The sequence below is a fragment of the Pedobacter sp. UYP1 genome (genome assembly GCF_040547305.1).
GTDB lineage: Bacteria > Bacteroidota > Bacteroidia > Sphingobacteriales > Sphingobacteriaceae > Pedobacter.
In genome coordinates this window covers 20,845-47,269 of record NZ_JBEPPL010000016.1, presented here as the reverse complement: position 1 = coordinate 47,269, position 26,425 = coordinate 20,845, and the positions used below count along the sequence as shown (strand labels likewise).

Sequence of the window (26,425 nt, the reverse complement as noted above, 5' to 3'; positions counted from 1 at the left end):
TTGCCATACTTTTGACTTTACATATAATAAAGTCAGAAGGTAAAAAAGTAAAATGGCAGAAACGGATAAAAAAAGGGAGCTAATTATAGAGGGTGCAATAAAGCGTTTTATACATTTTGGCATCAACAAAACGACAATGAATGAAATAGCAGAGGATCTATCTGTCTCTAAGCCTTCATTGTATTATTATTTTCCAGATAAAACCAGTTTAATTCTTGGTGTAGTCGAACGGATTTTTAAAGATTATTTCGATGTTTTATACGCCGATTTAAAACAATCGTCCAATATTGAAACTACATTATTGAACATTGTAGAAATCAAACATCGCTTTTTCCTGCGCTATTATATGCTGCATTTATCTAATGGAAATCCAGATTCTTCACTAAACTCAGTTGAATTAAAATCATATTTAGAAAAAATGTTGGAGAAAAATGTTGAGTTTCACGAAAAAATATTTGAAATGGCAGTAGAAAATAAAGAGATCGCTCCACAAGAAGATATCTCTAAACTGGCCGAATTATATTTATCCTGTCAATCTGGTTTGACTTCTTTATGTGTGATGCACGGAAATAAAGAACTTTTCCCAGGAAAAAAGGAATTAAAAATTATGAAGGAAAAACAAATAAGTCTCTCTAAAATATTCATCAAAGGATTAAAAAACTAAAATCAGCCCTATTACACGAAAACCACAATCATGACTAAAAGAGTAAAATCAATTCCCATCTTAATGCTCTGCCTGCTGTTTGCCACCCTGGTAAATGCGCAAGAACAGCTTACGCTGAGAGATGCGCTTAATTTTGCCATCGAAAACAATACAAATGTGCGTAAAGCAAAACTTGATATCGATGGTGGTAAATACAAAACACAGGAAGTAAGAGCACAAGCACTGCCACAAATTTCAGCAAATGCCGGATTAACCTATAACCCGATAATTGGACAGCTGGTTTTTGGTGACCAGGCGTTTACTTTAGGAAGAAAGTGGAATTCCAATGCAGGCGTACAGTTAAGTCAGCAATTATTCAATCAACAGGTTTTCACTGGATTAAAGGCCTCAAAAACTAGTGAAAAGTATTATAATCTGAATGCAAATCTAACTGAAGAACAAATCATTGAACTGGTAGCCAATAACTATTATCAGGTTTTAGTGAGCAGACAACAGTTGAATGTGATAGATACTAACATCAAAAATGTTAAAGTTGTAGAGAAAATTATTGCGAATCAATATCAGAACGGCTTAGCTAAGAAAATCGATGTTGACCGGATCAAAGTTAATTTAACTAATCTGGAGACCCAACGTGAGCAAACCATTAATGCAGTAGTACAATTAGAAAATCAATTGAAATACTCGATGGGTATGCCTGTTTCAGCTGCTATCAGTTTGCCACCCGATGAATTCAGTAAAGTAGAAACACTACCTGCAATGGCAGACAGTGTTGACCTTGAAAACAGAACAGAAATCAGGTTATTGAATGTTCAGAAAGACTTATTAGGCCTGCAGCGTAAAGCTTATGTTGCGGAGTATTATCCGCAGCTTTCCTTGACAGCTAACCTGTCAAAAACTGGCCAAAGTGATAAATTCGACTTGTTCAGTAAGCATGGAAGTGCCTTTTACTATGATGCTTCTGCCATAGGATTAGCTTTAAAAATACCAATATTCAGTGGTTTTGCCACGCGCTCCAAAATCCGTCAGGCCGATGTGAATATCAGGAAAAATGATGAGGACATCAGAGACACTAAAAACACGTTGAACCTTGCATATGAAAATGCTAAGATTCAATTGAAAAACAATATTAATACGATTAAAGCACAACGCCAGAATGTACTGCTGGCACAGGAGATTTATAACAGCACGCAAAACAATTACAATAACGGACTTGCTGCATTAACTGATCTTCTGGATACCGAAAATGCCTTAACGTCTGCACAAAACAGCTATACTCAGGCATTACTGAACTACAAAATTGCCGAAATCCAACTAATCAAATCTAACGGAAATATAAAATCACTATTAAAATGAAAAGAGGAATTATAACAGTCATTCTAATTATAGTTGTTATCGGAGCTATTGCTTTGATACTTAAAAACAATAAGAAGAAAAATGACGCGCAAACGGCTTTGGTAGCTCAGGGAAGTGGTGCTATCAGTGTACGCGTGGCTCCAGTGAAAAAAGTAGCCGTTGATTTGGATTTTAGTGCAAATGGTAATTTTATACCTAAAAAAGAATTGAACTTTCTGTCAGAAAATGCAGGCCGTATTACAAAAATATATGTAGAAGAAGGCGACCGCGTCCATAAAGGACAGGTTTTGGCACATATTGATGCTGAGATTATCAATACAGATAAAGAAACTGCACAAGCTGCATTAGATAATGCAATCAGAGATGAAGCCAGATATGTAAGCTCTTTCAAAACAGGAGGTGTTACACAGCAACAACTTGATCAGGCAAAACTGGCTACAAGAAATGCCAAATTAAGATTACAAGGTTCTGCAAGAAGAGTAAGTGATGCGAATATCAAATCTCCGATTGATGGTATAGTGAATAAAAAATACATTGAGACCGGTGCTTTCGTTACTGCACAGGGTACGCAGTTGTTTGAACTGGTTGACGTTTCAAAATTAAAATTGAAAGTAAATGTAAACGAAGGACAGGTTGCAAACCTTAAAGTAGGCGAAGCTGTACAGATTAAATCAAATGTATTCCCTTCTGATAATTTTTCAGGTAAAATTACTTTTATCGCTGCTAAAGCAGATGAAACGCTAAACTTCCCAATTGAAATTGAAGTGGATAATAACCACAAAAACACGATCAAAGCAGGTATGTACGGAACTGCCATCTTCAAGTTCCCGGCTCAGGCAGCAACCATTACTATTCCCCGCGGTTCATTTGTGGGTAGTGTAAGCAGTAACGAAGTTTTCGTGCTTGGCGAAGGAAATACAGCAAAACAACGTAAAGTAGTTGCAGGCAGAATTATCGGTGATCAGGTAGAAATTCTTGATGGACTGAAAGAAGGTGAGACAGTAATCATCAGCGGACAGATCAATTTAGTTGACGGCAGTCCGGTTGCAATTATAAAATAATATCAGATTAGCATATAAATCTATATATAGATGAAATTAACAGAAATATCAATAAAAAGACCTTCACTTGTCATCGTTGTTTTCAGCGTATTGACATTACTGGGTTTATTGAGCTACTTCTCTTTAAGTTATGAGTTGCTGCCCAAATTCTCTCAGAATGTGGTGTCTATTTCCACGGTATATCCGGGTGCATCACCAAGTGAGGTAGAAAATACCGTAACCAAGAAAATTGAGGATGCGGTATCTTCCATGGAGAATATCAAAAAACTGAACGCGGTTTCTTACGAAAGTTTATCCGTTGTAACTATCACCCTGAATGATAAAGCCAATGTGGATTTATCATTAAATGAAGCACAACGTAAAGTAAATTCCATTCTGAAAGATTTACCAACAGATGTAAAGCCACCTTCATTAAATAAGTTCTCGCTGGATGATCTCCCAGTAATTACGATGTCGGCATCTGCAAAGATGGATGACGCCTCGTTCTACGATCTGATTGACAAACGTATTGCTCCGATTATTTCCAGGGTAAACGGTGTTGCACAGGTGAATTTGGTAGGTGGACAAGAACGTGAAATTGAAGTGGGTCTGGATGCAGATAAAATTCAGGGATACGGCTTATCTGTTTTACAAGTTCAGCAGTCAATTTTAACCTCCAATCTGGATTTCCCTACTGGTAGTGTAAAAACACACGACCAGGATATCTTAATCCGTTTATCAGGTAAATACAAAAACGTAGATGAACTGCGTAAGTTAGTTGTAGGTACAGGAAAAGATGGTGCACAAATTCGTTTGCAGGATATCGCAGATGTAAGAGACGCACAAAAAGAAGTAGAGAAATTAGCACGTATAGACCGTAAAGGAGCCATCGCGATACAAATCATCAAACAATCAGACGCAAATGCCGTAGAGGTAAGTAAAAGCGTTCATAAGGTGATTGAAACTTTGCAGAAAGACTATGCTAAAAATGACCTGAAAATAATTATTGCAAATGACAGCTCTATTTTCACGCTGGAATCTGCAGATGCGGTAATCCACGATTTATTACTTGCAATTGTTCTGGTAGCTTTTGTAATGCTTTTCTTCTTGCACAGTATCAGAAATGCATTGATCGTTATGGTTTCTATTCCAGCATCCCTGATTGCAACTTTTATCGGGATCAGTGTATTGGGTTATACCTTAAACCTGATGTCACTGCTGGGCTTATCCCTGGTTGTTGGTATTTTGGTGGATGATGCGATTGTGGTATTGGAGAATATTTACCGCCACATGGAAATGGGTAAAAACAAAGTACGTGCAGCCTATGATGCAACCAGTGAAATTGGTTTTACCGTAGTCTCTATTACCTTGGTAATTGTCGTGGTATTTTTCCCGATTGCAGTAAGTACAGGTTTGGTTTCCAACATCCTGCGTCAATTCTGCGTCGTGGTAATTATTGCAACTTTACTATCCTTACTGACCTCCTTCTCTATCGTCCCTCTTTTATCTTCCCGCTTTGGTAAATTAGAAAAGATAGAAGGTAAAAATATCTTCGGCCGTTTCATTTTATGGTTCGAAGCCCAATTACGCAAGTTCACTATCTGGATTACAGGTATTTTAACCTGGTCCTTAGCCAATAAAGGAAAAACTATCGCAATCGTATTGGTGATGTTTGTCAGCTCATGCGGACTAATTCCAGCAGGTTATATCGGAACAGAGTTTTTCCCGAAAAGTGATAAAGGAGAATTCCTTGTACAAATAGAGCTTCCTAAAGATGCCTCTATCGAACAAACGAATTTGATGACACAAAAAGCAGAAGCCTTTTTAGTTAAAAAACCAGAAATCATACAATTGATTACCACCGTAGGACAATCAAGCGGTGACTTTGGAGGAACACAAGCTACAGCCTATAAATCTGAGATCAATGTAAAATTGGTTGAAAAAGATAAACGCGAAGACGTATCGAGTATTTACGCGACAAAAGTAAGTCGTGAACTTTCTAAAGTATTAGTGGGTGCTAAAGTAAAAACTGTTCCGATCAGTATTTTGGGTATTGCAGAAAACGCCCCTATTGAACTGGTAGTGATGGGCTCAGATTTAGACAGTGCCATGAAATATGCCGAAGGCGCTAAAGCAGTTCTGGCTAAGATCAAAGGATCTGCAGAGCTGAAGTTATCTGTTGAGAATGGTAGTCCTGAAATTAATGTACAAGTAGATCGTGATAAGATGGCTGCTCTTGGTCTTACCCTGCAAACAGTAGGTGCAACCATGCAGACTGCATTTAGTGGAAATACAGATGGTAAATTCCGTAGAGGAGAATACGAGTATGACATTAATATCCGTTATCAAACGTTCAACCGTAAAAATATTGATGATGTAAGAAATCTGATATTTGTGAACACGGCAGGGAAACAAATTAAGTTATCACAATTTGCAGCGATTACCAATGGTTCAGGGCCAAGTCAGCTGGAAAGAAGAGATAAGAGTACCTCTGTTTCGGTAAGAGCGCAATCTATTGGTCGTCCAACAGGTACAATTGTAGCCGAGTTCCAACAACAATTGCTAGATCTGGAAAAATCAGGAAAACTTAAAAAACCTGTAGGCGTAAGTTACGTTTGGGCAGGTGATGCAGAAAACCAGGGAGACGGTTTCGGAACTTTAGGAATTGCCCTGCTGGCTTCAATCATTCTGGTTTACCTGATTATGGTAGCGCTTTATGACAGTTTTGTTTATCCTTTTGTAGTCATGTTCTCGATACCTTTATCAGTTATCGGAGCCCTGCTTGCATTGGCATTAACAAATAACGCCTTAAACATCTTTACAATTTTGGGTCTGATCATGCTGATCGGTCTGGTAGCCAAGAATGCGATTATCCTGGTCGATTTTACCAACCAGATGAAGGCAGAAGGTAAAACTACACACGAAGCACTTGTTTTAGCTAACCATGCACGTTTACGTCCAATTCTGATGACGACCATTGCGATGGTCATTGGTATGATGCCAATTGCACTTGCAGGTGGTGCTGGTGCTGAATGGAAAAACGGTCTGGCCTGGGTAATTATTGGTGGATTGTTAAGTTCACTATTCCTGACACTGATTGTAGTACCAGTAATGTACCAGATTTTTGACGGTATCCTTGAACGTCTTGGATTCAATAAAAAAGGCGTAACTATTGATGAATTGATGGTAGAACCTTATGAACATAAGGAAGTTCATGAATATGATTTAGATCACCAGCATTAAGAGCATTCTTTATAAATTTTAAAAAGGAACCCAATTGTGGTTCCTTTTTTGCATTGTAGAAATTCACAACACGTAATTATGAAATATACACTTGTATTGATCTTTCTTTTAACCTGCTCATTTTTGGTTAAAGCACAATATCCTCCAGTATTTGAAGGCATGACTACAGACAGTACCAAACTCATTTTAGGAGACATGGAACTGAATCTTATAAAATACAGTTACAATACACCCAGTATCAATTTCCTTGCTATCCATGACAATGAAGATACCGGAGTTAAAGCTGCTTTTGATTATATCGCTATAAATGGCGGAAGCATTTTAGATAGTCAATATGGAGGTGCAAGAAACTTCAAATTCATCCAGGATGAAGTTACTTACCAGACAGATCCAAACAGTATTTATACAGATGAAGGTATTCCAATCGGACTGGAGAAATATGGGGTATCGAGTGAAGCTGTAATTGCCGAACTGAAAAACACTGGCAAAACTATTCTCAAAACTTACAACCCTAAAAAATCAGCCTATATATTTACTCTTCATAATAACGCAGATGGTGGATTTGGCATTCAGAGTTACCTGCCGGAAAACGAATTAGGAAGTACCGCAGATTCCGTTCATGTCAATTATGAAATGGATGAAGACGATATGATTCTGGTCACTGAATTAAAGCTATTCAACCTCTTAAAAAAAGCAGATGTAAATGTGGTCCTGCAATCAGAAGAAGCAGTAGATGATGGCTCATTATCCATCTATGCCATGCAAAATAAAATCCCCTATATCAATGTAGAAGTACAACATGGCCATCAGGAAGAAAACCTAAGACTCATACAACTTGGCGTAACTGCTTTAGCTGAAGCCTATCCAAAACTGGGCATAAAAAAACCCGCAGTCGAAACTGCAGGTTTTTAATAAATTATATAGCTGATCTTAGATATGAATCGCTCTGTTTGCAGTCGCGGCCATAGCTGCTTCTTTAATAGCTTCAGTATAAGTAGGGTGTGCATGACAAATTCTTGCGATGTCTTCTGCAGAAGCACGGAATTCCATCGCAACGACAGCTTCAGCAATCATATCAGCAGCACGCGGGCCGATCATATGAACACCTAATATCTCGTCAGTAGCTTCATCCGCCAATACTTTTACAAAACCATCTGTATCCATACTTGCTTTAGCACGTCCGCTGGCTTTGAATGGGAAAGACCCTGCTTTATACTTTACACCTTTTTCTTTCAATTGCTCTTCAGTATAACCTACTGATGCAACCTCTGGCCAGGTATAAACAACTCCAGGGATCAGGTTATAGTTAATATGTGGTTTTTGACCAGCGATAGTTTCCGCCACAAAAACACCTTCATCTTCCGCTTTATGCGCAAGCATTGCACCAGTAATCACATCACCGATTGCATATACACCTTGTACAGCAGTTTCTAAATGTGCATTTACAGGAATTTTATGACCACGCTCTTCAGTTTTGATCCCGATATTCTCCAAACCTAAACCTTCAGTATAAGCGGTACGTCCAACAGCTACGATACAGTAATCAGCTTCTAAATTCACCTCTTCGCCTTTAGCGTTCAGTGCAGAAACCGTTACTTTTTTACCTTTTGCAGTTGCACCAGTTACTTTATGGCCCATAAAGAACTCCATACCCAGTGATTTTTTCAATACACGTTGTAATTCTTTACCTAAGCCAGCATCCATCGTAGCGATGATAGAAGGCAGGTATTCCACTACGGAAACTTTAGTTCCCAAACGTGCGTAAACAGAACCTAATTCAAGTCCGATTACCCCACCACCAATAACGATCATCGTTTTTGGAACTTCTTTAATATTTAATGCTTCTGTCGAAGTAATGATCCTTTTTTTATCTACTGGTAAAAATGGTAATGCCGTAGGTTTAGAACCCGATGCAATTACTACATTTTTAGCGGTGATCGTTTCAGATGTTCCGTCAGTTTTGGTAATCCTGATTGTATTTTTATCTACAAAAGAACCTAAACCTTCAAAACTGTCAATTTTATTCTTTTTAAACAAGTAAGTAATACCTGCTGTATTTTGCGCAACCACATCGTCTTTACGTGCAATCATTTGTGGCATATTCACAGTCAGATCCTTCAGGTTAATCCCGTGGGTATTGAAAGTATGCGCAGCATTATGATAATGCTCTGAAGAGTCTAACAATGCTTTAGATGGAATACAGCCTACATTTAAGCAAGTTCCACCAAAAGTTTTATATTTTTCTATAACTGCTGTTTTTAACCCTAATTGTGCACATCTTATTGCGCTAACATAACCACCAGGACCAGAACCAATAATAACGACGTCGTATTGCATAATGATAAAATTTTGTTGTACAAAGTTAATAATCCCCAATAGAAATAAGGCATCAGCAAGGGGGTTTCTTGTTAATCTTTCAATTAATCAACACTACTTCGGTCACAGACAATGTCTGCTCACGTGTAGTATGATTTAAAAACTTTCCTTTGACCATGGTAATCCGGTAATTCCCGAAAGTTTTAAGGCGTTTTAACTTTACGCCCTGCTGGATATATTGATCCACTAACGCTTTATCTGCATATAGCAGATAAGGTTTCGGAGGCAATAAAGATTCCTCACCAGGCCTTAAGAAATAGATAGGCGCATTAATATAAAAATCCAGCGAATAAGCAAAACCAAGATTGCTTTGCACTACAGGCAGATCTTTTGTATTGTGCGCATTGATCCAGAACGCAGCTTCACTATCCCCCTGATATTTGACTAACCGTGGATAATAAGCCAGGTTAAAATACAGATTGACAAAAAAAGCCACCGTACAAACCTGGAAGAATACTTTGTACCTATTATCAATTGGCTGAAGGGATATTATAATAAACAAAGCCACCACCCCTGCAAGCAATGCTGCAGCAAACACCGTGATATTATCCGGCTGGAAAAAATAATGCAGGACCACAATCAGGAAAGTCATAATCCCGCCTACAATCAGCTGCATGATCCGGATTGCCTTCACAGAACTTTCTAGTTTAAACTTACAGAGATATTGCGCACAAATGATCGTGAAAAACGGAAATACGATAGTAATATAAAAAGGGAGTTGAAATTTTGATAAAGAGAAGACCAGTAAAGTCAGGAATGAACCTGAGATACAAAACCATTCAGTTAACAAGGGTTTCTTAAAATTTTGGCGGAAAAACTGAAATATAGCCGTGTAAAGCAACAAACTCCAAGGTAAAAAGGCCCACAAAATGGTATGTAAAAAGAAGGTTGGATCACCATTTGATTTCTTGATCGGCCCGCTGTTAAAGAAACGGCCAAACTGACTATCCCAAAAGAAGAATTTGATCCCTGATACTCCCTGACGCCCAAAAACAACCTTCTCAGGATGAACATCAAACTGGTGGTACAAAGTATAAAGTTCAGGAAGCATAAAAACAAGGATCAGTACTGCCGCCAGTACCCACCTGAAATTAAAAACCATAGTCCAGTTCTTTTTGATCAGCAACTCTCCGGCAATAGCCCCTGCTATTGGGATCAACGCAAAAATACCTTTCGTCATCACCGCACAGGCAGCAAATACAGATGCGATCAGTAAATGCCAGAACCATTTTTTGCCCAAAGCTTTATAAAAGTGATAAACACTTGCGATAATCAGTCCGGTCAGAAAAGGTTCTGCACGAACATCCATCGTACAAATCAAGATGTGCTGAGCAGTTAATAACAGCAAAACAGCCCATAAACCAACTTGCTTCGAATAGAGTTCTTTAGCAAATCTATAAGTATAAACAGCCGCCAGCAGGATAAAAAGTATTCCGGGCAACTTATAAGCCCAGGTATTAATCCCAAAAACTTTGAAGAAAACAGCCGTAATCCAAAAAGGGAAATGAGGTTTATCCAGCCAATCCTTCCCTTCTACCATTAAATCAATAAAGTTATTGTGCTGAGCCATGTTTTTGGCGATGGAAGCATATAAAGCACCATCAGGCCCGATCACTGTTACAAATAACCCGGTAAAATTTAACAGTACAGCAAACCCGATAAAAAGGTAAAGCCATTTTGTAGTTTGATCTGCCAATACTTTCTGCATAGGTGTTGATTAGATTGATTTTCCTTTGTCAGAAGATTTGAAAACAAAGAAATAGTTTGCACTGAAATTCCAGAAGAAAACGATAAAAATAGCTATCGCTTTACTGATATAAAAGTTGACCGAAAGCAGATTATCCAATAAAAAGATAATAGCAGAATTTAAGAGCAGACCAATTAATGAAACGATAAAAAAAGCCGTAAACTGTAATCCTGGCTTCGACTTATTGGCTTTAAATGTCCAGTTGCGATGGATAATATAATTGCTGATGACAGCTGCCGTAAAGCCTATCCCATTTGCGATAAATTTATTAAAACCCAGCTCATCCTTAAAAAACCAGGTGAGTGCAAAATCTATGATCAATCCTGATACGCCTGTAATTCCAAACTTTATGAAAGCCAGGATTTTTGGCGTTAATAAAGACGATAAATAGGAGCTACTGAATTTATTTTGCGGCATGGCTGATCATTAGATGAGCTAAAGGTACAATCATTTTATAATTGAGGGTCAAAATGAGTAACATTTTAGATTATATAGCCTGCTATTTTATAAAAAAGACACCATATCCCTTATATTTAGGGCATCTAAACTTTTCATATGAACCCTTCTTTTAAAATGTTCTGGATGGCCCTATGCTTTCTGGTAACCAGCTATTCCTCCTTCGCCCAAGTGACAGATTCTGCCTATGTCCGTGACAATTACACTAAAATCGAAAGACAAATACCTATGCGGGATGGCGTTAAACTGTTTACTGCGATTTATATACCAAAGGATAAAAATCAAAAGTATCCTTTTATGTTGAACCGTACTCCATACACCAGCAGTCCTTATGGCGAAAACCAATACAAAACCACTTTGGGCCCAGACCCATTATTCCTGAAAGAAGGATTCATCTTTGTTTACCAGGATGTGCGCGGCAGATGGATGAGCGAAGGTGAATTTGTAGATGTACGACCTCAGATTGCCAATAAGAAAAGCAAAAAAGACATTGACGAAAGTACTGATACTTACGACACTATAGACTGGCTGATTAAAAACGTACCAAATAACAATGGAAAAGCAGGTATCTATGGAATTTCTTACCCAGGATTTTACTCTACAGCCTCGTTACCAGGTGCCCACCCAGGCCTGAAAGCAGTTTCCCCTCAGGCTCCGGTAACAGACTGGTTTCATGGTGATGATTTTCACCATAATGGTGCATTTATGCTGGCAGATGCCTTTAATTTTTATTCTGTATTTGGTGTTCCAAGACCAAAACCGATTACTCCGGACAAAGGGCCTAAAAGCTTTAAGTTCCCTATTAAAGACAATTACCGCTTTTTCCTAAGTGTTGGTGCACTGAAAAACGTGAAACTAAAATACTTTGGTGACACCATTAAATTCTGGAATGATCTGATGGCTCACGGCACTTATGATTCCTTTTGGAAAGCGATGGACATCCGTCAGCATCTGACTGATGTAAAACCAGCCGTGCTGGTAGTTGGTGGCTTCTTTGACGCCGAAGATGCCTACGGAGCTTTACATACCTATCAAGCCATTGAGAAACAAAATCCTAAAGCCAAGAATAGCCTGGTTATGGGGCCATGGTTTCACGGAGGTTGGTCAAGAGGAACAGGAGCTAGTTTTGGGGACATACAATTTGGTCAGCAAACCAGTACCTGGTATCAGCAAAATCTGGAATTCCCGTTCTTTATGCAATACCTGAAAGATAAAAAAGACGCAAACATAGCCGAAGCAACTATTTTTCTGACCGGCAGTAACCAGTGGAAGAAATTCAGCAGCTGGCCACCTCAGGATACAGAAGAAAAAACACTCTACTTCCAGGCCAATGGAAAACTAAGCTTTACTGCGCCAGAAACAGGAACCAGTTTTGATGAATACGAAAGTGATCCAAACAACCCGGTTCCTTATCAACAAGGCATACAGGAAAAAAGAACCAGAGAATATATGATCGACGATCAGCGTTTTGCCGCCCGCAGACCTGATGTAAAAGTTTACCAGACAGATGTGCTTACAGAAGACATTACCCTGACAGGCCCGCTAATGGCTAAACTTTCGGTATCTACCACGGGTACTGATGCAGATTATATTGTTAAGCTAATTGATGCTTATCCAGAAGATGAAGCCGATCCGGCAATCAATCCCAAAGGAATTATCATGGGTGGTTATGAAATGCTGGTTCGCGGTGAAGTGATGCGCGGAAAATTCCGCAATAGCTTTGAGCAGCCTGAAGCTTTCGTTCCAGGTCAGATCACCAAAGTAAATTATGCCCTTCCAGATGTTGGTCATACCTTTAAAAAAGGCCATAGAATTATGATTCAGGTTCAGAACTCCTGGTTTCCTTTAGTAGACAGGAACCCGCAGAAATTCCTGGATATTTACCACGCAGATGATAAAGACTTTCAGAAAGCAACCCACCGTATTTATCATGATAAAGCGAATGCTTCTGCTTTAACGGTGACTGTATTAAAACCATAATTCATTATGAAAAGATTATTTATCAGTACCCTTATTGTATTCACAGCACTTTTTCAGGCTAATGCGCAACTCTTACAAGGAAAGCATACCTTCTTGCGCGCAGATACATTAAGAGGTATGCTGACCCCACTGCGTACCTGTTATGACATCAACTACTACCACCTTGACGTGAAAGTTGATATCAACAACAAATCAGTTAGTGGAAGCAATGAATTCAATTTTACGGCAACAACAGATTTCAAACAACTTCAGTTTGACCTGTTCAGTAACCTTAACATTGAAAAAGTAGTTTATAAAAATCAAGAACTCCCTTTCAAAAGGGAGTTCAATGCTGTATTTACAACTTTTCCAGCCATAATTAAAAAAGGAGCAAAAGACAAGTTTGAAGTCTTTTACTCAGGCAATCCGGTCATTGCCAGAAAACCACCATGGGACGGAGGTTTTATTTTCAGTAAAGATGAAGCCGGAGATCCCTGGGTATCTGTTGCCTGTCAGGGCTTCGGTGCAAGCTCATGGTGGCCAACTAAAGAACATCAAAGTGATGAAGTTGACAGTGTGTTAATCAGTATCAGTGTTCCTAAAGATTTACAGGAAGTATCAAATGGACGCCTGCGCAGTATTGTCGACAAACCTGATGGCTATAAACAATACAACTGGTTTGTAGCCAATCCGATCAACAACTATAACATTACGTTTTACATCGGGAAATATGCCCACTGGACAGACATTTACAAAGGAGAAAATGGGGATCTTACCTTAGACTACTGGTCGCTAAAAGCTGATAGTGCGAAAGCAAGACCCCACTGGGATGCAGACGTAAAGCCAATGCTCAAAGCATTTGAACACTGGTTTGGACCATACCCTTTCTATAAAGATGGTTATAAACTTGTTCAGGCTCCTCATCTCGGCATGGAACATCAAAGTGCTGTTGCTTATGGTAACCAATTTAAAATGGGCTATCTGGGCAATGACTTATCTGGTTCTGGCTGGGGATTAAAGTTTGATTTCATTACTGTACATGAAAGTGGCCACGAGTGGTTCGGTAATAACATCACCTCCAAAGACATTGCTGATATGTGGATCCATGAGAGTTTCACCAACTATTCAGAAGCACTGATGGTTGAATCCATCTACGGAAAAAAAGCTTCCACTGCTTACGTAGCAGGCATAAGACATAAAATCCAAAATGACGTCCCGATCATCGGTGCTTACAATGTAAACCACGAAGGTTCGGGCGATATGTATTACAAAGGGGCAAATATGGTGCACACTATTCGTCAGCTTATCCAGAATGATGAAAAGTTCCGTCACATTTTACGTGGATTGAATAAAACATTCTACCACCAAACCGTTACTACAGCACAAATCGAAAACTATATCAGCAAAGAAAGCGGCTTAAAACTATCCAAAGTATTTGATCAGTATTTGAGAACCACACAGGTACCTACACTCAATTATCATATCAAAGACGGTAAACTATCCTACCGCTGGACAAATGTAGTTGAAGGATTCGATATGCCAGTTAAAGTATCTCTGACACCCGGTACCTTTAGTTTTATTTACCCGACTACAACCTTCAAAACAACCCCTGTTAAAGGTATTGACGAATCCGGTTTTAAAGCAGATCCTAATTTTTATATTTTGTTGAACCCGTCATGATTTTTCAAATCATATAACGAAATAAACCGGGCCTGCGAGCTCTTGAACACAAAAATCAAATCGATACTGGTGAAAAATGTAAAATCATGATAGCTTCATAACCGATAAAAAAATATATACTGGTAAAAAAAGGATAAATAATGCAGAAGTTTATGCAACTAATCAAACTCTTTAACGTCTTATAAAAAACCTAAAGAAATGAAGAAATTAAATACACTACTTTTACTAGCCCTGGTCACACTCGGTTATTATGTTAATGCCAAGTCTCCCATCCGGATTAATAAGTCCTTCACTGAAGAAGAAAGAGCTGTTGGAAGCTTTAAAGGTGTTGCTACAGGAGGACCACTGACTGTAAAGATCACGATGGGCAATAAAGAATCCCTGCGTCTGGAAGGTGACCAGGAAGCTATTGCCAATCTGACTACCGAAGTGATCTCTGGCGTTTTGACTATTAAACCAAAAACCAAATGGAATGACTGGTCAAGAAAATTCAATAGTGCCCATGTAGTCGTATACATCACGGCAAAAAAGATCAGTTCCTTAACCATGAGCGGATCAGGTAATATAGAAGTTGAAAACAGTATTAACTCACCAGAACTGGTCGCAACTCTTAGCGGCTCAGGTGGCATCACTGCCAGTGCAAATGTAAAATCGTTCACAGGCACAATCAGCGGTTCAGGTTCCATAAAACTAAGTGGCAAGGCAGACGATTCAAATCTAACCTTAAGTGGATCAGGAGGCTTTAAAGGCAAAGAGTTTGCCGTAAATGACCTATCTGCTCAAATTAGCGGTTCAGCGAATATTTACATCACAGCCAATAAGAACATTGAGGCAGTAATCAGTGGCTCAGGCAGTATTCGCTATTCGGGAAATGCAGCAGTCAGAAAAACTGTCATTGGATCCGGAAGTGTAAGAAAAGAATAGCAATTATTAACTCCCTATACAAAGAAAGGCCCTGTATTTAATTAAATACAGGGCCTTCTGTTATTAGAATGATTTTACAGGCAAAAAAAAGACACCGCTAATAAAGCAGTGTCAATTGATAATTTAATGTTTTTCATAGAAATATGATCCGCCTGCAATATCCACTATAACTATCAATACAATATCCTATTCCTGTTATTTTTTCGTTAAAAAATAAAACATGCCTTTAGACGCTTCTCTGGTCAATATATCCTTCCTGCAACAGAAAATCCCCAGGACGTTTAAAGTTTTAGAACTGGTACCCTAGCGCCCAGAAATTCTGTACATAGTTAATCTTCTGGCTTGCCTTATCCAAATCATCCCTGCCAGTAGTATGGACTGTTTTCAAATTAGTTGCCCCAACCTTTGTTGTATTCTGAATATATAACCCTCTGGTCACATAGAACTTCAGACCAATCTTAGCAGAAAAACCATAACCAGCAACGTTCCAGTGATTATTTCTTCCCTGCTCAAATAAACGTACATCGGACCTCGGTACCATCATACCACCACCAAGACCAGTCTCCAAAGTTAAAGAAGTCTCTCTCGAGGGTGCAACCCAGATATCATCATAACGCTCGATCTCAATATTTGCATAATTGAACCCGTCCGTATGCTCATAAGTAAGCATTTTATCCGTTACATTGATCATTTGTCCATTATACGTTCCAGCAAGCGCACCAGTAGGCACACCAGGTTCAGAAATCTGATCTCCGATATAACCAGTAATCGCTACCTGCTGCGGGATATCCATTACATATTTCATGTGATCCCAACCGATGGAAATACTATAATTATCAGCAATAAAATATCCTACACGAAGATTATACTGAGGCTCAGAAATCTTTGAAGGGTTTAAATAATTCCATTTTAACGGCGACTGCCTGTCATGGGCAACTACATCCTTCAATGTAAAATCATAATTAGGCCCTGTAAAGTTAATATCACTCTTTCCGTACCAGGAATGGTTATACCCCCAATGCACAAAGAAATCCCCTTTTCTCGAAAAATTCCTCTTGATCTCATTAGAGAATATACTCTTTCCAATCTTTACCGGATTATCCGTTGTATTTGTAGTTTCTTGTGCCTTCATCTTTTTACCAAAAACCAGGAACAACAATAATAAGTAGCTTTTTTTCACGATGTAAAAGTACAGAAATCCTGTCAAAAACGAATTACAGCCAAATATATGACATGAACAAAACAAAAAAAATCCTGCTGTATCGAAACAGCAGGATTTCCCAAAATATATTAATCAGTAATTATATGCCTAACAACAAACGTGCAGGATCTTCTAACAACTGTTTTACTCTTACTAAGAATCCAACGGACTCTCTGCCATCAATGATTCTGTGATCATAAGATAAAGCAAGATACATCATCGGACGAACAACAACTTCACCTTTCTCTGCAATAGGGCGCTCAATAATATTGTGCATTCCTAAAATCGCAGACTGAGGTGCATTGATAATTGGCGTAGACATCATTGAACCAAATACACCACCATTAGTGATTGTAAATGTTCCACCAGTCATCTCTTCCAAAGTCAATTTGCTATCACGTGCTTTAGTAGCCAGCTCAATTACAGATTTTTCAATCTGGGCAAGCGTCATGCTCTCTGCATTTCTGATAATTGGAACAACCAATCCCTTAGGCGCAGAAACAGCTATAGAAATATCTACGAAGTCGTTGTAAACAACAGACTCCCCATCAATACGTGCATTCACAGCAGGGAAATCTTTCATTGCCTCACAAACAGCTTTCGTGAAGAAACTCATGAAACCTAAACCAACACCATATTTTTCTTTGAACTGATCCTTATATTTTCCACGAAGATCCATGATCGGTTTCATGTTCACTTCGTTAAAAGTAGTTAACATGGCCGTTTCATTCTTCACTGCAACTAAACGTTTCGCGACAGTTTTGCGCAATGGAGACATTTTTTCTTTGCGTTCATTTCTTGAACCCGCAACAGGTGCAGCTACAGTTGGTGCAGCTTTTTCTGGAGCCTTAGCTGCTGGTGCAGCCGCTTTCTCCGCCTTAAGCGCATCATCTTTAGTAATTCTGCCATCAACACCAGAGCCTTTAACAGCCGCCGCGTCAACACCTTTTTCTGCAAGAATTTTACCCGCTGCCGGTGAAGGCGTACCAGTTGCATAACTCTCGCCATTTCTTTCTGCTACCGGAGCCGCAGGCTGAGCATCATTAACAACCGCTTTTTCTTCAGCAGCTGGTGCTGCCGCTTTTGCCGGAGCAGCTCCACTAGTTTCGATAGAACAAACTACAGCACCTATAGCCAGCGTATCGCCTTCGGCCGCCACTATTTTCAAAGTTCCGGCTTGCTCAGCAGTTAATTCAAAAGTTGCTTTATCAGACTCTAACTCGGCGATTACTTCATCCATTTCTACGGCATCACCATCATTCTTCACCCAACGGGATAAAACAACTTCGGTAATTGATTCGCCTACTGGCGGAACTTTTATTTCTAGACTCATAATTGATGTATTATATTTTCCTAATCTACGTTATATGCTTTACTCACTGATTTCTTAGCAATTTTCTGATCCACCTCAGTTACAGGTGCTGCAAAAGATTTTGCCAGAATATAAGCTTGCTCATCCGCATGCTGTTTCGCAAATCCAGTTGCAGTACTGCTGCTTTCTTTTCTTGAAATCACTTCAATATCACTGAATACTGTCTTTCTTGTTTTACGCAACAAATAAGGCCATGCACCCATGTTTTCAGGTTCTTCCTGAACCCAAATAGCTTCTTTCGCATTTTTATAACCTTTATAAACTTCTTCCATTTGTTTTAATGGCGTAGGATATAACTGTTCAACACGAACAATCGCAACATTTTTGATCTCTTCCTTTTGTTGTTTCTCTAACAATTCGTAGTAAATTTTACCACTGCAGAACAATACTCTGTCTACCTCATTAGCCTTAACATTTGCATCATTGATTACTTCCTGGAATTTTCCATTAGTAAATTCTTCCAGCTTAGAAACACATAGCGGATGACGCAATAAGCTTTTAGGAGTGAAAACGATTAATGGTTTTCTGAAATCACGTTTAAACTGACGACGGATTGCATGGAAAAAGTTAGCAGGAGTAGTACAGTTGGTTACCTGCATATTATAATCTGCACAAAGCTCCATAAAACGCTCAATCCTTGCAGAAGAGTGCTCAGGGCCCTGTCCTTCATAACCATGAGGCAATAACATGACTAACCCGTTTTCACGCTGCCATTTCGTTTCTGCACTTGCGATATATTGATCCACAACAATTTGTGCTCCATTAAAGAAATCACCAAACTGTGCTTCCCAAATAGTTAAAGCATTAGGATTTGCCATTGCATAACCATACTCAAACCCTAAAACACCATATTCAGATAAATGTGAATTGTAGATGTCAAATGGAGCCTGCTGATCAGAAAGATTACTTAAAGGGATATACTCCTCTTCAGAATCTTCTAAAGTTAAAACAGCATGACGATGTGAGAATGTACCACGCTCTACATCCTGTCCGCTTAAACGAACTCTCTTACCTTCAGTAAGTAAAGTTGCATAAGCCAGCTGCTCACCCATTGCCCAGTCAAAAACATGACTTGATGTAGCCATTTTATTACGCTCAGCAAATAGTTTCTCAATTTTCTTGAAGAACTTTTTATCCGCAGGCAAAGTACTGATCCTTTTTGCGATCTCTAATAAGGTAGTCTTTTTAACAGACGTATCAGGAGAAGTAACGAAATCTTCTGCACTGGCAATTCTCATGTCTGACCATGCACCGGCAAATTTCACTCCCTTATAAGTAGAAGTAACTTCTTTAGCTTCATTTAATCTCTCCTGTAAAATTCCACGGAATTCAACTTCCATTTCTTTTGCCAGGCTAGCTTCCATTTTACCTTCACCAATCAGTTGTTTGATATAGATATCTCTTGGATTAGCATGCTGCTCGATGCTTTTGTACAATAAAGGCTGAGTGAATTTAGGTTCATCTGCTTCATTATGTCCGAACCTGCGGTAACACAGGATATCGATGAAAACATCATTTTTATATTTCTGACGGTATTCCATAGCCAGGTTGATCGCATAAACCAAAGCTTCTACATCATCTCCATTCACATGGAAAACAGGAGAAAGAGTCACTTTTGCAATATCTGTACAATAAGTACTGGTACGGCCGTCTTTATAATTTGTAGTAAAACCAATCTGATTGTTAATCACCAGGTGGATTGTACCACCGGTTTTATAACCATCCAGACCAGCCATTTGGATAACCTCGTAAACGATACCCTGTCCGGCAACTGAAGCGTCACCATGGATAAGAATAGGCGCAATACGTGAATCATCCCCACCGTATTTGAAATCGATTTTAGAACGTGTCATTCCTTCAACCACACCATTTACTGTTTCCAGGTGAGATGGGTTAGGACATAAACTCAAATGGACGCTTTTTCCGTCATTCGTAGTTACATCTGTAGAATAACCAAGATGGTACTTCACATCGCCTCCAAAAGGAGATTCCGAGCTGTAGCCTTTACCTTCGAATTCAGCAAAGATATCTTTGTAAGTTTTTTGCATGATATTGGCAAGAACGTTCAAACGCCCTCTGTGTGCCATACCAATTACAAATTCTTCAATTCCCATTTCAGAACCCTTTTCAATCACTGAATCCAGTGCAGGAATTAAAGCCTCAGCTCCTTCTAAAGAAAATCTCTTCTGACCAAGAAACTTAGTTCCTAAAAAGTTCTCAAAGCTTACTGCCTCATTTAACTTTTTAAGAATCCTTCTTTTCTCTTCAATTGAAAAATTTGGCGTGTTCTGCACACTTTCCATTTTATTTTCAATCCAGCTTAATACTTCAGGTGTACGAACGAATTTATATTCCGCGCCAATAGACCTGCAGTAAGTTCTTTTCAGGAAGGTTACAATATCGCTTAGTTTGGCAGCACCAATACCAAGTTCTACGCTCGAATTGAAAACAGTATCCAGGTCAGTCTGACTTAAACCAAAGTTTTCGATATCAAGTGTTGGTAAATGATGACGTCTTTCTCTTACCGGATTTGTTTGGGTAAACAAATGACCCCGCTGGCGATAACCATTGATCAGATTTAAGACACTCACTTCTTTTAGAAAATGTTCGGGAGTTGCTTCACTGGCTACGCCAGCATCCGCTCCTCTTCCAAAATCAAACCCTTCAAAAAACTTCTGCCAGCCGAATTCAACCGCATTAGGATCTTCTTTATAAGCTTGATAAATAGAATCGATGTATTCGGCATTTGCGCCGTTGAGATAAGATAAATTATCCATTGTTTAAGAATTGGTATAAGTATGGCAAAATTAGGATTTTACCTTTAAAAACAGCTATAAATCATCAAGAAATTCTACGATTTCACAAACCTTTTTAAGTGGTGTCAGCCGATCGTCAAGAAGTATGTCAAATTCGGAGATTAAACTGCCCGCAACCAGCAGAGGCACATCCATATGGTCCAACACCTTAGTCAATATTTTATTGATGTCTTTTCCAAGATTCAGAGAAGTAAGAACAATAAAAGCGTAATCAGGTTTATAATGAGCAATGACCTTTTTAAGATCACTATATGGAATTTCCTGTCCAAGATACAGCGTATCCATCCCACATCGCTTCAATAAATAGCGGGCAAACAGTAAACCTGTTTCGTGCATTTCGGCTTCTGGCAGGAATAATAAGAATCTTTTGGGGTCTTTTCTATCTGGCTTGGAAAGCTTGTCAATCTCCACAATCATCCTGTCCCGGATTAGATTGGAGGCAAAGTGTTCATGTGAGGGATCTATTGCACCAGTCTGCCATAACATTCCTACCTTTTTCATAAACGGGAAAAGTACAAGATCCATCGTATCGACTAAACCTAATTCCTGAATACAACCGGAAAGAATTTCAGCAAATGCAATTTCGTCATATTTTAAGGCGGCGTCAGAAAGACGAAGCACCTGCACAGTATCGTTATTATAATCAGCTTGTAATTGGAGCACAAGGTCATTGATCTGTACCTTGTCCATTTTTGCAATCCGGCTTATCTTGTAACCTTTTTCATTCAAAGTCACAATATTAAGCAGATGCTTCAGGTCTTCCTCCTCGTAATATCTGATATTCGTAGGAGTTCTTTTTGGAGGCACCAGGTTATATCTGGCCTCCCATGCCCTGATCGTATGTGCTTTTATGCCTATTAAGCTTTCTATATCACTGATTGAGAATCTTTTCACTTCAAGTGATAACGCTCTTAAACAAAAAATGTTTTAAATATTTTTTCTGTTTAACCTTTATCCGTTTTTTTTATCAAATATCCTGTACCTCAATATCCAGTAATTTGATTTGTTTGTCTAAATCAAAAGCATTTTTAGAGCGTGTATCTTTTCCACCTCCGGCTACATAAGCCCAGTTACCCCAATTGCTGGCTGGTGAATAATCAATTAGTTTTTGTTCAAAATAGCCAGCCCCATCTATCCAATTCAACTTTAAGATATAAATCAAATAAGTAGCAACCAATAAGCGCCCGGTATGAGAAATAAAACCTGATTGATTCAGCTCTGTCATATATTGATCAACAACGGGATTACCAGTATTTCCATCCTTCCATTGCTGTAAACTTTGAATATATTCTCCGGTCTGCGGAAATTCTTTCATTTCAACAATATCCTTGAAGTAATCAACACTATGTTTTTTAAACATAAACCGGAAGAAATCCCTCCACAACAGGCCTAATATCAATTGGGTGAAATGCGTGTTGGCACCAAATTGCTGTTCGGCTTCTTTTACTGCCCAATACACCTTTCTTGGAGACAGGGCACCCACAGCCAGCCAGGGAGACAATTTAGAGGTAAAACTATGCTGGGCAGCATGCGCTTTACTACTACGGATATAAATTTCAGAACCGGCGGCAAATAATTCCTGTAAATGTTTTATTCCTTCCTCTTCACCACCAGACAAGTTAGTTAGAAAAGGTCCGCCACATTCAGGCAGTTCCCCCCATTCCTCAACTGGCACAAAATTAATCTGCTCAGGTGCAAGGAAACAATCTTTTACAATCGCATCTCTTTCTGTCTTTTTCTTAAACTGGGAAAAAACATCAGGAATATCTTTGATAGGAAATGGAAGATCTTCTTTATTGTAAAGTGTATGACCTATAAAGTGCTTCAGGTTTATTCTCAATTTCCATAGCAAGTCCTCTACATTCGAAGAAACTGTAGTTTCTTCAGTTGCCACCTCTCTATGGTGATAAACCTCTGCAATTTCATACTGCTCAGCAAGGGTTGAAATATGATCTTCCGGAGTACCAGAAATGATCAAAAGATTACCGCCCAGTTTTTTCAATGATTCGCGTAGCGCAGAGACGCTTTCTGCTAAAAATTGAAATCTATTGTGTACAGCTGTATTTTCTTCTTCAGTTTCAGCAGTACATTCAAAGTGGCGCGGATCAAAAAAATAAACAGGCAGGATACTATCGGACTTACTGATCGCTTCTACTAACATTTCGTTGTCATGTAACCGCAAATCATTTCTAAACCAGACGAGTATTTTCCGAGATTCCATTTATTTAGACTAAAGTTTGTTGTAATCTCCAAAAATATACCATTTTTATCCTAACATCTAATACACAAAGTAATATTTACATAAGCGCAACAAAAGTTTAGCTTAAAATCACGTTTAAACAGCTTTCCCGGAAACAAAAACACGACTATTAAAGTTAATCCTAAATGAACCAGCATATTTTACTCACAGGTGCAACCGGCATGCTCGGCAAAGATTTAATTCAAACGCTTCTAAAACGAGGAGATAAGGTCTCTGTTCTTTCCCGGAAGCCGCATCAAATTGACCAGGTCAAGGTTTTTCTATGGGATGTAGAACAACAAAAAATTGATATAACTTGCCTGGACGGTGTAGATAGTATTATCCATCTTGCCGGTGAAAATATTGCTAAAGGAAAATGGACTGCCCAGCGTAAAAAAGAAATTATTGACAGCCGCGTTCTTTCTACACAACTTCTATTTAAAACCATAGCAACAAACCCTAATCAGGTTAAAAACTTTATTTCTGCAGCTGCTATTGGCTATTATGGCAACCGCGGAGATGAAATATTGACAGAAGAAAGTGCTCCTGGCCATAATTTCCTTGCAGAATGCTGTATTCAATGGGAAAAAGCTATAGACCAGGGCCAGCAGCTGAAGTTGCGTATCGTAAAAATCAGGACCGGTGTAGTGCTGGCAAAAAATGATGGTGCACTAAAGGCTATGGCTGCCCCAATCAACTTGTTTGCGGGCGCTCCTCTTGGAAGCGGAAAACAATGGGTACCCTGGATTCATTACCAGGATATGACCCGAATCTATCTCCATGCGCTGGATAATGAATCATTAACAGGCGCTTACAATGCTACTGCCCCCTATCCTGTAACTAATAAGCAACTGACCAAAGCTATTGCCAAACAATTACATCGTCCTGTATGGCTATTCAGTGTTCCTGAAACAATATTACAACTTATTTTGGGAGAGATGAGTTCAATGGTCATCAACAGTACCCATACAACTGCACAAAAAATAGAATCCTGTGGGTTTATTTTCAAATATAGCCAACTGGAACAAGCTTTATCCGATATTTACGGCTCATGAAAACAGAGGTAAACATTTGCTGGTTAAGAAGAGATTTGAGGTTAAAAGACAACGCGGCACTCTACCACGCATTAAAAGGGAGCACCCCGGTTTTATTACTTTTTATATTTGACCGCCATATCCTGGACGATTTAAATGACCCGAAGGATGCAAGAGTAACCTTTATCTACCGAAAATTAAAAGAACTGGAAACTGAATTGCAGCAAAAAGGCTCTTCCATACTGATCAAGTATGGTACACCTGAGCAAATATGGCCAGAACTATTAAAAATCTATAACGTAAAATCTGTATATACGAATCATGATTACGAACCTTATGCAATGGAACGTGATGATGCTTTAGCGGAATACCTGCGCTCGGAATCTATACCTTTTCAAACCTTCAAAGACCAGGTTATTTTTGAGAAAAAGGAAATCGTAAAGGCTGACGGAAAGCCCTATACTGTTTTCACACCTTACTTCCGGCAATGGAAATTAAAGTTGAACGATTTTTATCTTAAAGCTTATCCGGTAAAAAAATACCTGAAAAATCTGCTTCAGATTCAACCATTTGCTTTTCCTGAATTAAGTGCATTGGGTTTTCAGGAATCAGAATTACAATTTCCCTCTGCAAGTTTTGGGCATAAATTAGCTGCTTATGAACAGCGAAGAGATTTCCCTGCAGACGATGCCACGACTCATCTGGGTATCCATTTAAGATTTGGGACAGTCAGTATCAGAGAGGCAGCAGCGAAAGCATTAAATGCTGATGCTGAGAAATGGCTATCTGAGCTGGCCTGGAGAGATTTTTATATGATGATTTTGTCTCAGTTCCCTCATATTACCACACAGTCCTTTAAACCGGCCTATGATCAGATTAAATGGTTGAACAGAGAGCAGGATTTTGAAGCCTGGAAAAATGGCAAAACAGGCTATCCTATAGTGGATGCAGGAATGAATCAGCTGAATCAAACGGGTTATATGCATAACCGGGTCAGAATGATTGTAGGAAGTTTCCTGACTAAACACCTGTTAATTGACTGGCGTTGGGGAGAAGCTTATTTTGCAGAAAAGTTATTAGATTACGAACTGGCCAGTAATGTAGGCGGATGGCAATGGGCTTGCGGTTGCGGTAATGATGCAGCCCCTTATTTCAGAGTATTCAATCCTGAGTTGCAAGCGAAGAAATTTGATCCGGACAATAAGTACATTTACAAGTGGGCACCTGAATATAAACAAGAAAAGCATAGCCAGCCTATAGTTGACCATGCTTTTGCCAGAGAACGAATTCTCAAAGTATTTAAAGAGGCATTAAATAATTAAATATATACAATGGTTAAGGAAACATAAAATCCCTGCTAAAATTAAATTTAGCAGGGATTTTATGTTTATTATTTCTTTTAATTTGTTACACTAACAATCTCTATATCGTAATCTAATACTGCATTTCTAGGAAGCGTCGGTAAATTTCCAATAGGGCCATAAGCACGATTAGAAGGAATAAGAAGGCGTATTTTACCTCCCTTAGTTAATTTTCCTGGAATTACATCACTCCAACCCTTAATTACACTTGCCAAAGTAGTACTATAAGTACCATCAAGACTACTCTGAAACACAGTGCCGTCAACAAATCTCAAGGTATAATTGACTATCAGCGTTGAGCTGAGTGAGATTTGATCAGTACCTGTACCTGGAGTTACAATATTATAATAAACCCCCAGAGGATCTTTAGTCATAGTGAGGTTATTCTTTTTAATAAGATCAGTGATAACGCGGGTATCCAGCGCAGTCTGTGATTTTTCCGGCGCCGTAGTCACTGTCAAATCAATATTTTCATTCGAAGGAACACTTCCTGAACCATTTTTCCCATAAGCCAGGTAAGATGGAAGCAGGATTCTTGCAGAACCACCTGGTTTAAGTTTCAGAATTACATCACGCAATGCAGTTACGCCTATACTTGCGAAAGTAGTATTATCATTAGGAACCAGTGCATTTGTATATCCACCAAGCGTACCTAAATTTCCATTTAAAGAAGTAGCCCAGTACACTGTACCATTTTCCAGTCCTTTTACAGAAACATTATATAACACAGAGTCACTGGTCGAATAAACAGCTGTACCAGTTCCTGGATTTAGTATCTGGTAGTAATAACCCGTTTTCAGTGAATCTTCAATAACAGTCAGATTATTGGCTGTAATATAATCCTGTATTTTCTTTCCGTCTACAACCTGAATAGAATCATAAGTCTTTTTACAAGAACTAAAAAGAACAGTTAAGCCAATCAAGGCAAGAGTAAATTGTGATAACTTTTTAAGCATTATT

19 protein-coding genes are annotated in these 26,425 nt (G+C 38.9%); 10 read left to right on the top strand and 9 right to left on the bottom strand.

The window, feature by feature from the left end; all coding sequences use genetic code 11:
- Positions 1–52: 52 nt before the first annotated feature.
- From ABIB30_RS23175 to ABIB30_RS23155, 5 genes are all read left to right on the top strand, one after another.
- A complete protein-coding gene (locus tag ABIB30_RS23175; RefSeq protein ID WP_354305432.1) occupies positions 53–664 on the top strand; it encodes a TetR/AcrR family transcriptional regulator in 612 nt (203 codons plus the stop codon).
- Positions 665–694: 30 nt separating this feature from the next.
- A complete protein-coding gene (locus tag ABIB30_RS23170) occupies positions 695–2,017 on the top strand; it encodes a TolC family protein (RefSeq protein WP_354305430.1) in 1,323 nt (440 codons plus the stop codon).
- Entirely contained in the window at positions 2,014–3,078 is a 1,065-nt protein-coding gene (locus tag ABIB30_RS23165) for an efflux RND transporter periplasmic adaptor subunit (RefSeq protein ID WP_354305429.1), read from the top strand. Before ABIB30_RS23170 ends, ABIB30_RS23165 begins: the two co-directional genes overlap by 4 nt.
- Before the next feature lie 30 nt (positions 3,079–3,108).
- The gene (locus tag ABIB30_RS23160; RefSeq protein WP_354305428.1) at positions 3,109–6,300 is read left to right on the top strand and encodes an efflux RND transporter permease subunit; all 3,192 of its coding nucleotides are present in this window, start codon (positions 3,109–3,111) and stop codon (positions 6,298–6,300) included.
- Positions 6,301–6,378: 78 nt separating this feature from the next.
- Positions 6,379–7,212 carry a hypothetical protein gene (locus ABIB30_RS23155; RefSeq protein WP_354305427.1) on the top strand — a complete coding sequence of 278 codons (834 nt, stop codon included), beginning with the start codon at positions 6,379–6,381 and terminating at the stop codon, positions 7,210–7,212.
- 18 nt (positions 7,213–7,230) lie between these two features.
- Here ABIB30_RS23155 and lpdA read toward each other — a convergent pair whose 3' ends face one another.
- The 3 genes from lpdA to ABIB30_RS23140 all read right to left on the bottom strand — a co-directional run bounded on the left by lpdA (position 7,231) and on the right by ABIB30_RS23140 (position 10,840).
- On the bottom strand, positions 7,231–8,637 hold the full coding sequence (gene lpdA, locus ABIB30_RS23150; protein ID WP_354305426.1) for a dihydrolipoyl dehydrogenase: 1,407 nt from the start codon (positions 8,635–8,637) through the stop codon (positions 7,231–7,233).
- A 79-nt stretch (positions 8,638–8,716) separates the two neighbouring features.
- Entirely contained in the window at positions 8,717–10,384 is a 1,668-nt protein-coding gene (locus tag ABIB30_RS23145; RefSeq protein WP_354305425.1) for an ArnT family glycosyltransferase, read from the bottom strand.
- A gap of 9 nt (positions 10,385–10,393) precedes the next feature.
- Positions 10,394–10,840: a GtrA family protein gene (locus ABIB30_RS23140; RefSeq protein WP_354305423.1), complete on the bottom strand. Its 447-nt coding sequence runs from the start codon at positions 10,838–10,840 to the stop codon at positions 10,394–10,396.
- Positions 10,841–10,978: 138 nt separating this feature from the next.
- Between ABIB30_RS23140 and ABIB30_RS23135 the strand changes: the two genes are divergently transcribed.
- From ABIB30_RS23135 to ABIB30_RS23125, 3 genes are all read left to right on the top strand, one after another.
- Complete coding sequence (locus ABIB30_RS23135; protein WP_502931100.1) at positions 10,979–12,859, top strand: CocE/NonD family hydrolase; 1,881 nt, start codon at positions 10,979–10,981, stop codon at positions 12,857–12,859.
- 6 nt (positions 12,860–12,865) lie between these two features.
- Positions 12,866–14,518, top strand: a complete 1,653-nt coding sequence (locus ABIB30_RS23130) for a M1 family metallopeptidase (RefSeq protein WP_354305422.1) — start codon at positions 12,866–12,868, stop codon at positions 14,516–14,518.
- Positions 14,519–14,716: 198 nt separating this feature from the next.
- Entirely contained in the window at positions 14,717–15,442 is a 726-nt protein-coding gene (locus tag ABIB30_RS23125; protein ID WP_354305421.1) for a head GIN domain-containing protein, read from the top strand.
- A 289-nt stretch (positions 15,443–15,731) separates the two neighbouring features.
- Here the strand turns inward: ABIB30_RS23125 and ABIB30_RS23120 are convergent, their stop codons facing one another.
- The 5 genes from ABIB30_RS23120 to ABIB30_RS23100 all read right to left on the bottom strand — a co-directional run bounded on the left by ABIB30_RS23120 (position 15,732) and on the right by ABIB30_RS23100 (position 23,052).
- The gene (locus ABIB30_RS23120; protein WP_354305420.1) at positions 15,732–16,574 is read right to left on the bottom strand and encodes a hypothetical protein; all 843 of its coding nucleotides are present in this window, start codon (positions 16,572–16,574) and stop codon (positions 15,732–15,734) included.
- Between the two features lie 169 nt (positions 16,575–16,743).
- Entirely contained in the window at positions 16,744–17,976 is a 1,233-nt protein-coding gene (gene odhB / locus ABIB30_RS23115) for a 2-oxoglutarate dehydrogenase complex dihydrolipoyllysine-residue succinyltransferase (protein WP_354305419.1), read from the bottom strand.
- Positions 17,977–17,996: 20 nt separating this feature from the next.
- A complete protein-coding gene (locus ABIB30_RS23110) occupies positions 17,997–20,792 on the bottom strand; it encodes a 2-oxoglutarate dehydrogenase E1 component (RefSeq protein WP_354305418.1) in 2,796 nt (931 codons plus the stop codon).
- Positions 20,793–20,846: 54 nt separating this feature from the next.
- The gene (locus tag ABIB30_RS23105; RefSeq protein WP_354305417.1) at positions 20,847–21,725 is read right to left on the bottom strand and encodes a MerR family transcriptional regulator; all 879 of its coding nucleotides are present in this window, start codon (positions 21,723–21,725) and stop codon (positions 20,847–20,849) included.
- Positions 21,726–21,798: 73 nt separating this feature from the next.
- Positions 21,799–23,052 carry a DASH family cryptochrome gene (locus ABIB30_RS23100; RefSeq protein WP_354305416.1) on the bottom strand — a complete coding sequence of 418 codons (1,254 nt, stop codon included), beginning with the start codon at positions 23,050–23,052 and terminating at the stop codon, positions 21,799–21,801.
- 164 nt (positions 23,053–23,216) lie between these two features.
- Here ABIB30_RS23100 and ABIB30_RS23095 point away from each other — a divergent pair, with 164 nt between their 5' ends.
- A complete protein-coding gene (locus tag ABIB30_RS23095) occupies positions 23,217–24,125 on the top strand; it encodes a TIGR01777 family oxidoreductase (RefSeq protein WP_354305415.1) in 909 nt (302 codons plus the stop codon).
- A complete protein-coding gene (locus ABIB30_RS23090) occupies positions 24,122–25,426 on the top strand; it encodes a cryptochrome/photolyase family protein (RefSeq protein WP_354305414.1) in 1,305 nt (434 codons plus the stop codon). Before ABIB30_RS23095 ends, ABIB30_RS23090 begins: the two co-directional genes overlap by 4 nt.
- 77 nt (positions 25,427–25,503) lie before the next feature.
- Here ABIB30_RS23090 and ABIB30_RS23085 read toward each other — a convergent pair whose 3' ends face one another.
- A complete protein-coding gene (locus ABIB30_RS23085; RefSeq protein ID WP_354305413.1) occupies positions 25,504–26,421 on the bottom strand; it encodes an FKBP-type peptidyl-prolyl cis-trans isomerase in 918 nt (305 codons plus the stop codon).
- Positions 26,422–26,425: the final 4 nt, after the last annotated feature.

What these genes read in the sequence shown, in the direction of transcription:
- ABIB30_RS23170 (WP_354305430.1), top strand. Translation starts at nt 695, where the DNA reads ATGACTAAAAGAGTAAAATCAATTCCCATCTTAATGCTCTGCCTGCTG.
- lpdA (WP_354305426.1), bottom strand. Translation starts at nt 8,637, where the DNA reads ATGCAATACGACGTCGTTATTATTGGTTCTGGTCCTGGTGGTTATGTT.
- ABIB30_RS23125 (WP_354305421.1), top strand. Translation starts at nt 14,717, where the DNA reads ATGAAGAAATTAAATACACTACTTTTACTAGCCCTGGTCACACTCGGT.
- odhB (WP_354305419.1), bottom strand. Translation starts at nt 17,976, where the DNA reads ATGAGTCTAGAAATAAAAGTTCCGCCAGTAGGCGAATCAATTACCGAA.
- ABIB30_RS23160 (WP_354305428.1), top strand. Translation starts at nt 3,109, where the DNA reads ATGAAATTAACAGAAATATCAATAAAAAGACCTTCACTTGTCATCGTT.
- ABIB30_RS23100 (WP_354305416.1), bottom strand. Translation starts at nt 23,052, where the DNA reads ATGGAATCTCGGAAAATACTCGTCTGGTTTAGAAATGATTTGCGGTTA.
- ABIB30_RS23120 (WP_354305420.1), bottom strand. Translation starts at nt 16,574, where the DNA reads ATGAAGGCACAAGAAACTACAAATACAACGGATAATCCGGTAAAGATT.
- ABIB30_RS23175 (WP_354305432.1), top strand. Translation starts at nt 53, where the DNA reads ATGGCAGAAACGGATAAAAAAAGGGAGCTAATTATAGAGGGTGCAATA.
- ABIB30_RS23090 (WP_354305414.1), top strand. Translation starts at nt 24,122, where the DNA reads ATGAAAACAGAGGTAAACATTTGCTGGTTAAGAAGAGATTTGAGGTTA.
- ABIB30_RS23135 (WP_502931100.1), top strand. Translation starts at nt 10,979, where the DNA reads ATGAACCCTTCTTTTAAAATGTTCTGGATGGCCCTATGCTTTCTGGTA.
- ABIB30_RS23145 (WP_354305425.1), bottom strand. Translation starts at nt 10,384, where the DNA reads ATGCAGAAAGTATTGGCAGATCAAACTACAAAATGGCTTTACCTTTTT.
- ABIB30_RS23140 (WP_354305423.1), bottom strand. Translation starts at nt 10,840, where the DNA reads ATGCCGCAAAATAAATTCAGTAGCTCCTATTTATCGTCTTTATTAACG.
- ABIB30_RS23095 (WP_354305415.1), top strand. Translation starts at nt 23,217, where the DNA reads ATGAACCAGCATATTTTACTCACAGGTGCAACCGGCATGCTCGGCAAA.
- ABIB30_RS23110 (WP_354305418.1), bottom strand. Translation starts at nt 20,792, where the DNA reads ATGGATAATTTATCTTATCTCAACGGCGCAAATGCCGAATACATCGAT.
- ABIB30_RS23155 (WP_354305427.1), top strand. Translation starts at nt 6,379, where the DNA reads ATGAAATATACACTTGTATTGATCTTTCTTTTAACCTGCTCATTTTTG.
- ABIB30_RS23130 (WP_354305422.1), top strand. Translation starts at nt 12,866, where the DNA reads ATGAAAAGATTATTTATCAGTACCCTTATTGTATTCACAGCACTTTTT.
- ABIB30_RS23165 (WP_354305429.1), top strand. Translation starts at nt 2,014, where the DNA reads ATGAAAAGAGGAATTATAACAGTCATTCTAATTATAGTTGTTATCGGA.
- ABIB30_RS23085 (WP_354305413.1), bottom strand. Translation starts at nt 26,421, where the DNA reads ATGCTTAAAAAGTTATCACAATTTACTCTTGCCTTGATTGGCTTAACT.